We start from the raw sequence: 8,186 nt of genomic DNA on the forward strand, positions 1-8,186 counted from the left end.
GTGGGGGCTCGGCGGGCTCGGGGAACGGATCAGTGGAGTCCGCTCACACCAGCATGCCCATCGGGTTCTCGATCAGGCCCTTGAACGCTGAGATCAGCTCCGCGCCGAGTGCCCCGTCGAGGACGCGGTGGTCGCAGGACAGGGTCGCGGTCATGACCTGGGCCACGGCCGGGGCGCCGTCGCGCACCACGATGCGCTTCTCGCCCGCGCCGACCGCCAGGATCGAGGATTGCGGCGGGTTGATCACGGCGGTGAAGTGCTTGATGCCGAACATGCCGAGATTCGACACCGACGTGACGCCGCCCTGGTATTCCTCGGGCTTCAGCTTCTTGGCCCGCGCCCGGGCGGCGAAGTCCTTCATCTCGTTGGAGATGGTGGAGAGCGTCTTCTGGTCGGCCCGGCGGATGACGGGCGTGAACAGCCCGCCGTCGATCGCCACCGCCACGCCGACCTCGGCGTTGTTGAAGCGCAGGATGCGGTCCTCGGCCCAGACGGCGTTGGCCGCCGGCACCCGCATCAGGGCGAGGCCCATCGCCTTGATGACGAAGTCGTTCACCGAGAGCTTGAACAGCGGCTTGCCGTCCTTGGTCGTGCCGGCGCTCGCGTTGAGCTGCTCGCGCAGGGCCATCAGCGCGTCGAGTTCGCAATCCACCGTCAGGTAGAAGTGCGGGGCGACCTGCATCGCCTCGGTGAGGCGCTTGGCGATGGTCTTGCGCATGCCGTCGAGGGGCACTTCCTCGTACGTACCCTTCGGGTAGAAGCCGCGAACCTGATCCGTGGTGAGGCCGGTGGGCGCTGCGGCCTTGGCGGGCGCGGCCGCAGCCGGCGCCGGGGCCGCCTGCGGTGCCGCGGCGGCTTTCGGCGCGGCGGCCGGGGCAGCCTTGCCGGTGCCGGCGGCGAGCGCCGCACGGACGTCGCGCTCGATCACCCGGCCGCGGGGGCCGGAGCCCGTCACCGCCGCCAGGTCGACGCCCTCCTGCTTGGCGATCCGGCGGGCCAGCGGCGAGGCGAAGACGCGATCGCCCGCGGCCGTGGGGGCCGAGGCGGTCTCAGCACCTTTGGCCTCCTCGGGCTTGGCCTCCTCGGGCTTGGCGCCATCCGGCGCCTCGTCGACGCGGGCGTAGGCCATCGTCCCGCCGCCCGGGGTGGCGTTCTCGGCGGACGCGCCAGCCTTGGGTGTCTCCGCCTTCGACGGATCGGCCTTCGGTGCCTCCGCGGCTCCACCGGGGGCCTGGACGCTGGCCGGGTCCTCGCCGTCCGCCGCGATGATGGCGATGAGGTCGTTCACCGGCACGTCGGCGGTGCCCTCGGCCACCAGGATCTTGGCGAGCACGCCCTCGTCGATGGCCTCGACCTCCATGGTCGCCTTGTCGGTCTCGATCTCGGCGAGGACGTCGCCGGACTTCACCGCGTCCCCCTCCTTCTTCAGCCACTTGGCGAGGTTGCCCTTCTCCATCGTGGGCGACAGGGCGGGCATCAGGACGTTGATCGGCATGGGGGAAATCCTGATCGTCAGCGGGCGGTGTCGGGGGAGCGGCGGTCAGTTCAGAATCGGTGCGTCGGGGTCGAGGCTCTCGGCCTCGAAGCCGGCGCTGATGCGCGCGAAGGCCTCGTCCTCGGACATCTCGGTCTCCAGCGCGTAGACCCGCGCCGCCTGGCGGGCGAGGTCGGCCAGCAGGCGGCCCCAGGTGGCCGGGTCGTCGAAGGAGCGGCGCAGGGCGATGCTCACGGCGCCGTCGACGACGCTGGCGCGCAGAACCTCGATGCCACCGTTCTCGATGGCATCCGGCGGGGCTGAGAGTTCTTCGAATTTCTCGGTCATCATCTTGTCTCCGGTCTCTCCCCCGCGCGGGGGAGAGTGGGAGGTGAACGCGTGCGGCCCTCAGCGGTAGCAGACCGCCTTCACGGCCTCGATCACCTCGGCGACGTTGGGCAGCGCCAGCTTCTCGAGATTGGCCGCGTAGGGCATCGGCACGTCCTTGCCGGTCACGCGCAGGACCGGCGCGTCGAGATAGTCGAAGGCATCGACCATCAGGCGGGCGGAGATCTCGGCGCCGATGCCCGATTGCGGGAAGCCCTCCTCCACGGTGACGCAGCGGCCGGTCTTCTTCACCGATTCCACCACCGTGTCGGTGTCCATCGGGCGCAGCGTGCGCAGATCGATCACCTCCGCCTCGATCCCCTCCTCGGCGAGCGCCTGGGCCGCCTTGAGGGCGTAGGTCATGCCGATCGAGAACGACACGATGGTCACGTCCTTGCCGGGGCGGTGGATGCGCGCCTTGCCGATGGGCAGCACGAAGTCGTCGAGCTTCGGAACCGGGAAGCTCTGGCCGTACAGGATCTCGTTCTCGAGGAAGATGATCGGGTTGGGGTCGCGGATCGCCGCCTTCAGCAGGCCCTTGGCGTCGGAGGCAGTGTAGGGCGCGATGACCTTGAGGCCGGGCACGTTGGAGTACCAGGCCGAGTAGTCGTGGCTGTGCTGGGCGCCGACGCGGGCGGCGGCACCGTTGGGGCCGCGGAACACGATGGGGCAGCCGAGCTGGCCGCCGGACATGTAGAGGGTTTTCGCCGCCGAGTTGATGATGTGGTCGATCGCCTGCATGGCGAAGTTGAAGGTCATGAACTCGACGATGGGGCGCAGGCCCGTGAAGGCGGCGCCGACGCCGATGCCGGCGAAGCCGTGCTCGGTGATCGGGGTGTCGACCACGCGCCGCGCCCCGAATTCCTGCAGCAGCCCCTGCGTGATCTTGTAGGCGCCCTGGTACTCGGCGACCTCCTCGCCCATCACGAAGACATCCTCGCTCCGGCGCATCTCCTCCGCCATGGCGTCGCGCAGGGCCTCGCGGACCGTCGTCGAGACCATCTCGGTGCCTTCCGGGAACTCCTCCATCACCGGCGCGGGCGCCTTGTTGGTCATGGTGGCGGGGGCCGCCGGGGCCTTCGGCGCATCGTCGCCGGTCTTGGCGCTCGGGGCCGGCTTCTCGGCCTGGCCCTCGGCCTGCATGTCGGGCGCCGGGGCGGGCTGGGCGGACGCCTCGTGCTTCGGGCCGCCGCCGCCGGAAGCGGCCGCCGAGACGTCCTCGCCCTCGGCGGCGATGATGGCGATGGGCGTGTTGACCTTCACGCCCTCGGTGCCCTCCTCGACGAGGATCCTGGCGAGCACGCCCTCGTCGATGGCCTCGACCTCCATGGTCGCCTTGTCGGTCTCGATCTCGGCGAGCACGTCGCCGGATTTGACCGGGTCACCCGCCTTCTTCAGCCACTTCGAGAGCTTGCCCTCCTCCATGGTCGGGGAGAGGGCGGGCATCAGGATGTCGGTCGCCATGGAATACTCGTCGATCGAGGATGAGGCGGGTCAGCCCTTCGAAGGCAGGGGCGCGGTCGCTCGCGCGGCGTGCGGCCCCTGTTCCTTGCGCGGGTCGGGGCTCAGGCCCGGGCTTCCAGCAGGATGTCGGTCCACAGCTCGGCCGGATCCGGCTCGGGATCGTGCGTGGCGAACTCGGCGGATTCGTTCACGGTCTCGCGCACCTTGGCGTCCGTCGCCTTGAGCTCGGCCTCGGGCACGCCGTGCATCTCGATCAGGCGCTTGCGCACCATCTCGATCGGGTCGTGCTCCTCGCGCATCTTCGAGACCTCGTCCTTGGTCCGGTACTTGGCCGGATCGGACATCGAGTGGCCGCGATAGCGGTAGGTCTGCATCTCGAGGATGTAGGGGCCCTCGCCCGAGCGGGCATGCTGGATCGCCCGGGTCGCGGCCTCGCGCACGGTGCGGACGTCCATGCCGTCCACCTGCTCGCCGGGGATGCCGAACGAGATGCCGCGCCTGGAGAAGTCGGTCTGGGCCGAGGCGCGGGCCACCGACGTGCCCATGGCGTAGCGGTTGTTCTCGATCACGTAGACCACGGGCAGCTTCCAGAGCTGCGCCATGTTGAAGCTCTCGTAGACCTGGCCCTGGTTGGCCGCGCCGTCGCCCATGTAGGTCAGGCTGACATTGCCGTTCTTCCGGTAGGCGTCGGCGAAGGCGAGGCCGGTGCCCAGCGACACCTGCGCACCGACGATGCCGTGGCCACCGAAGAACTGCTTCTCCCGGGAGAACATGTGCATCGAGCCGCCCTTGCCGCGGCTGTAGCCGCCGCGCCGCCCGGTGAGCTCGGCCATCACGCCCTTCGGGTCCATGCCGCAGGCAAGCATGTGGCCGTGGTCGCGGTAGCCGGTGATCACCTGGTCGCCGTCGACCGAGGCCATCTGCATGCCGATGACGACCGCTTCCTGGCCGATATAGAGGTGGCAGAATCCGCCGATCAGGCCCATGCCGTAGAGCTGTCCGGCCTTCTCCTCGAAGCGCCGGATCAGCAGCATCTCGTGGTAGGCGTGAAGGTCTTCCTCGCGGGTGAACTGCGGTGCGTTCGGAGCGGGTGCGTGAGCCTCGGCAGCGCCCGCGGATTTACCCCCGCCGGATCGCTTCGCCCCCGCCCGGCTTGTGTCGGAAGCGGCTTGGCCTGCATCCTTCGCGGCATCCATCGGCAACTCCCCGGGACCATCTGTTCACCAGGGGTTCTAGGACACGCCTCCGGGGAAAGCGAGGCCGCCCGCCCGACAGATCCGGGAAGTTGTCAGTTGCGAAGCTCCTGTGCCGGCGAAGGGTTTTGCCCTCCGGGACGCCTCAGGGATCGATGATCACCACGTCGTTGGCGTGGACGCGGCCAAGCATGACGCGGGCACGCTCTTCCAGCAGGTCGCGGTCGATCTGGTCGCTGCGCAGCAGGGCCACCCGATGCTCCCAGATCGCCCGGTCGGCCTTGGCCGCGGTGAGCTCCTGGTTCAGCGCCCGGGCCTGGACCTTGAGCGCACGCTTGGCTTCGAGGCCGCGGTTGCCGCTCTCGGCCTGATGCACGAAGAAGCCCACGACGAGGCCCGACACGGCGTAGAGGCCGAGGGGCATCAGAACAGCACGGACGCGACGACGGACCACCATGCCGGCACGATGCACCCACAGGGTTAAGGAAGTGCTGATGCGATACGGACCGTCCATTCCCGTTCGGGAGCCGGGAACCCGATGATGCGCTTCGACCTCGTCGATCTCTCGCTGTTCCGGCACGTGGTGGAAGCGGGCTCGATCACCCATGGGGCGGCGCGCGCCAACCTCGCGCTGGCCGCCGCCTCCGTGCGCATCCGGGCCATGGAGGAGACCCTCGGGGCGGCGCTGCTGACGCGGGGGCGCCAGGGCGTGGTGCCGACGCCGGCCGGGCGCTCGCTCCTCGCCCATGCCCGCGGCCTTCTCGACCGCATCGACCGGATGCAGGAGGATCTGGCCGCCTTCTCGGGCGGCACGGTGGGGCAGATCCGCCTCGTCTCCAACACCAACGCGCTCACCGAGTTCCTGCCCGAGGTCCTGAGCGCCTTTCTCGCCCGCCAGACCGGCGTCAGCGTCGATATCGAGGAGCGCACCTCGGACGAGATCGTCGGGCTGGTGGCCGAGGGCTCGGCCGATCTCGGCATCGTCGCCGGCACCGTCGATACCGGCACCCTGGAAACCTATCCGTTCCGACAGGACCGCTTCGTCATGGTGGCGGCGACCGCGCATCCCCTGGCGGCGCGCGCCTCCGTCTCCTTCGCGGAGGTGATCGAGCACCCCCTGGTCGGCCTCGACCGGACCAGCGCCCTCACCCGCTTCCTCGCCGACAAGGCCGCCCGCACGGGCCGCCCGCCGATGCGGCTGCGGGTGCAGCTGCGCAGCTTCGACGCGATCTGCCGGCTGGTGGCCTGCGACGTCGGCCTCGGCATCGTGCCCGAGACCACCGCGGCCCGGGCGGCCCGCACCATGCCGCTGGCGATCGTCCCCCTGGAGGATGCCTGGGCGCTGCGCGACCTCACGATCTGCCTGCGTTCGCTCGCCGACCTGCCGCGGTTCACGCGGGATTTTGTGGCCCACCTGCGCGGCTGAGGCGCCTTTCGGGCCCCGGGGGCTCCCATCCGGGGCGCAGCTTCGGTACAAACCGGCTCGGGCCCTCTTCGAGGCGCCATCGTTCGGGGGAGTTCGGCGGCCACATGCAGGATTCGACGTCCTCTGCGCCCGATACCTCCCTGGTCGACCCGGACGTCCACGTGGAGAGCTTCCGGCAGGCCCGCGAGGCGCGCCGGCTCGAACTCGTCGAGGATTACGTCGAACTCATCGCCGACCTGATCGGCGATGGCGGCGAGGCGCGCCAGGTCGATATCGCGGCCCGTCTCGGTGTCGCCCAGCCCACGGTCGCCAAGATGTTGAAGCGCCTGGCCGAGGACGGTCTGGTGCAGCAGCGGCCCTATCGCGGCGTTTTCCTGACGGAGGCCGGGCAGGCGCTGGCTGTCCAGAGCCGGGAGCGCCACCGCATCGTCGAACAGTTCCTGTGCGCCCTCGGGGTCAGCCCCGAGATCGCCCGCCGTGACGCCGAGGGCATCGAGCACCACGTCAGTGCCGAGACCCTGGAGGCATTCCGGCTGTTCACGGCCAGATCCGCCTGAGGGACGCGCCGGTCAGGCCGGGGCGGATTGCGGCGCGGCCGCGTGTTCCGGCATGGGCTCGCCATCCGGCACCACGTCGACCTCGACCTTGAGCTTCTGCGGACCGGAGGCCGAGACGATGCCGTCGATCGGCGACACGTCGGTGTAGTCGCGGCCGCGGGCCACGACGATGTGGTCGTCGCACATGCCGATGCCGTTGGTCGGGTCGAGGCCGATCCAGCTCTCGCCGCACCAGACCGAGACCCAGGCATGGCTCGCATCCGCGCCGCGCAGGCGCGGGCGCCCGGCGGGCGGGATCGTCCGCAGGTAACCGCTGACATAGGCCGCCGGCAGGCCGAGCCCGCGCAGGGCCGCGATCATGATGTGGGTGAAGTCCTGGCAGACGCCGGCCCGGAGCGCGAAGGCCTCGGCGAGCGGCGTATGCACGGTGGTGGCCTTCGAATCAAACCGGAAATCCGCCCGGATTCGCCGCATCAGGTCGAAGGCGCCGCCATAGGCGCTGCGGCCCGGCGGAAAGCTCGCCCGGGCATAGTCCGTCACCTCCGGCACCAGCGGCACGCGCAGACTCGGGAACTGGAAGTGCACCGGCCGGTTCGGCCCGAGGCCGCAGCCGTTCACCGCCGCGTCGCGCACCTGCTCCCACGCACGGCCGGATTCCGGCGCCGGCAGCGGGTCGCGTTCGACGCGCACCCGCGACAGGGCCTCGACGCGCAGCTCGGTATGCGGCGTGTCGATCGTCACCATCGTGGCGTCCAGGCCGAAATAGTCGCGGCGGACGAGGCGGGTGCTCGGATCGGGCGTGATCGTGAGGCTGCTCTCCAGCACCGTCTGCCCCTCCCCGTCGCGCGGCCGCAGCCGCAGGGTGCAGCGGGCGAAGCGCACCGGGCGGGCGTAGCGGTAGGTGGTGAGGTGGCGCAGCGTATAGATCACGCGAGGCCCACGAGTTTTTCCGGGCGCAGGGCGTGCGGCCCGTTCGGGAAATAGCGGGTGGCGATGGCGTCGGCGAGGCCCTCGACCTCGTTTTCCAGCCGCGTCAGTGCGGCGCCGTCGAACGCGGCCGCCTCGCCGGTGGCGAATTCGGCCAAGAGCCTGGCGGCGATGCGCTGGTGCGGCTCGGGCAGCCCGTCCGCCCGCAGCACCGGGAGCTGGCCGAGATGCCCGGTGATCGCCTCCAGCTGGAAGGCGACCGAGCGCGGATTGAACGGATCGAGGAGCACCATGTCGCGCACGGGGTCGAGGGCCACGCCGTGAAGATAGCGCGCGCCGAACGAGACGTGCGAATCGCAGAGCGACAGCATCACCCCGAGATCCTCCGCCGTCGCGCCGTCTCCGGCGAAGCGTGTGGCGAAGGTCAGGGTGTTGATGGCGCGCTCGATCCGCCGGCCGAGATCGACGAAATGCCAGCCGGCGGTCCGGTTCATGTTCTCCTGCGCGAGGCCCGACAGGGCGGCGATGTGGCTGAGCGCCCGCTCGGCGAGCCCGAGGAGCTGCGCCTCCGGCAGCGCCTGCCCGGAATCGATCTCCAGCACCTCCTTGAGGTCGGCGAGCGCCCGCCAGGCCTCGCCCGAGAGGCGTTCGCGCAGGGTGGCGGCGTTGATCCGCGCCGACAGGCTGTGGCGCAGGGCCGAGCCGTAGGCGTCGTGCCCGCCGAGGGCCTGCTGGGCGAGGGTGGCGGTGGGGAGGTC

General features: G+C 70.4%; 9 protein-coding genes. 2 read left to right on the top strand and 7 right to left on the bottom strand.

The window, feature by feature from the left end:
• Nucleotides 1-43 precede the first annotated feature (43 nt).
• The 5 genes from AC3WLN_RS22830 to AC3WLN_RS22850 all read right to left on the bottom strand — a co-directional run bounded on the left by AC3WLN_RS22830 (nt 44) and on the right by AC3WLN_RS22850 (nt 4,975).
• On the bottom strand, nt 44-1,495 hold the full coding sequence (locus AC3WLN_RS22830; RefSeq protein WP_492485108.1) for a pyruvate dehydrogenase complex dihydrolipoamide acetyltransferase: 1,452 nt from the start codon (nt 1,493-1,495) through the stop codon (nt 44-46).
• A gap of 45 nt (nt 1,496-1,540) precedes the next feature.
• Nucleotides 1,541-1,822, bottom strand: a complete 282-nt coding sequence (locus tag AC3WLN_RS22835) for a DUF5076 domain-containing protein (RefSeq protein ID WP_492485121.1) — start codon at nt 1,820-1,822, stop codon at nt 1,541-1,543.
• A gap of 60 nt (nt 1,823-1,882) precedes the next feature.
• Nucleotides 1,883-3,325, bottom strand: a complete 1,443-nt coding sequence (locus AC3WLN_RS22840; protein ID WP_492485110.1) for a pyruvate dehydrogenase complex E1 component subunit beta — start codon at nt 3,323-3,325, stop codon at nt 1,883-1,885.
• Nucleotides 3,326-3,426: 101 nt separating this feature from the next.
• Nucleotides 3,427-4,521 carry a pyruvate dehydrogenase (acetyl-transferring) E1 component subunit alpha gene (gene pdhA / locus AC3WLN_RS22845; RefSeq protein ID WP_492485112.1) on the bottom strand — a complete coding sequence of 365 codons (1,095 nt, stop codon included), beginning with the start codon at nt 4,519-4,521 and terminating at the stop codon, nt 3,427-3,429.
• A gap of 142 nt (nt 4,522-4,663) precedes the next feature.
• Entirely contained in the window at nt 4,664-4,975 is a 312-nt protein-coding gene (locus AC3WLN_RS22850) for an FtsB family cell division protein (protein ID WP_463780568.1), read from the bottom strand.
• Between the two features lie 81 nt (nt 4,976-5,056).
• On the opposite strand from AC3WLN_RS22850, the gene AC3WLN_RS22855 reads away from it, so the two are divergent.
• The gene (locus AC3WLN_RS22855; RefSeq protein WP_492485115.1) at nt 5,057-5,944 is read left to right on the top strand and encodes a LysR substrate-binding domain-containing protein; all 888 of its coding nucleotides are present in this window, start codon (nt 5,057-5,059) and stop codon (nt 5,942-5,944) included.
• A 104-nt stretch (nt 5,945-6,048) separates the two neighbouring features.
• Nucleotides 6,049-6,501 carry a manganese-binding transcriptional regulator MntR gene (gene mntR / locus AC3WLN_RS22860; RefSeq protein WP_055953004.1) on the top strand — a complete coding sequence of 151 codons (453 nt, stop codon included), beginning with the start codon at nt 6,049-6,051 and terminating at the stop codon, nt 6,499-6,501.
• Nucleotides 6,502-6,513: 12 nt separating this feature from the next.
• Here mntR and AC3WLN_RS22865 read toward each other — a convergent pair whose 3' ends face one another.
• Complete coding sequence (locus AC3WLN_RS22865) at nt 6,514-7,431, bottom strand: transglutaminase family protein (protein WP_492485117.1); 918 nt, start codon at nt 7,429-7,431, stop codon at nt 6,514-6,516.
• Nucleotides 7,428-8,186 (bottom strand): alpha-E domain-containing protein (locus tag AC3WLN_RS22870; RefSeq protein WP_492485119.1); only part of this gene is annotated, 759 nt, incomplete at its 5' end. The genes AC3WLN_RS22865 and AC3WLN_RS22870, both read right to left, overlap by 4 nt.

The organism is Methylobacterium sp. FW306-05-D (assembly GCF_058782155.1).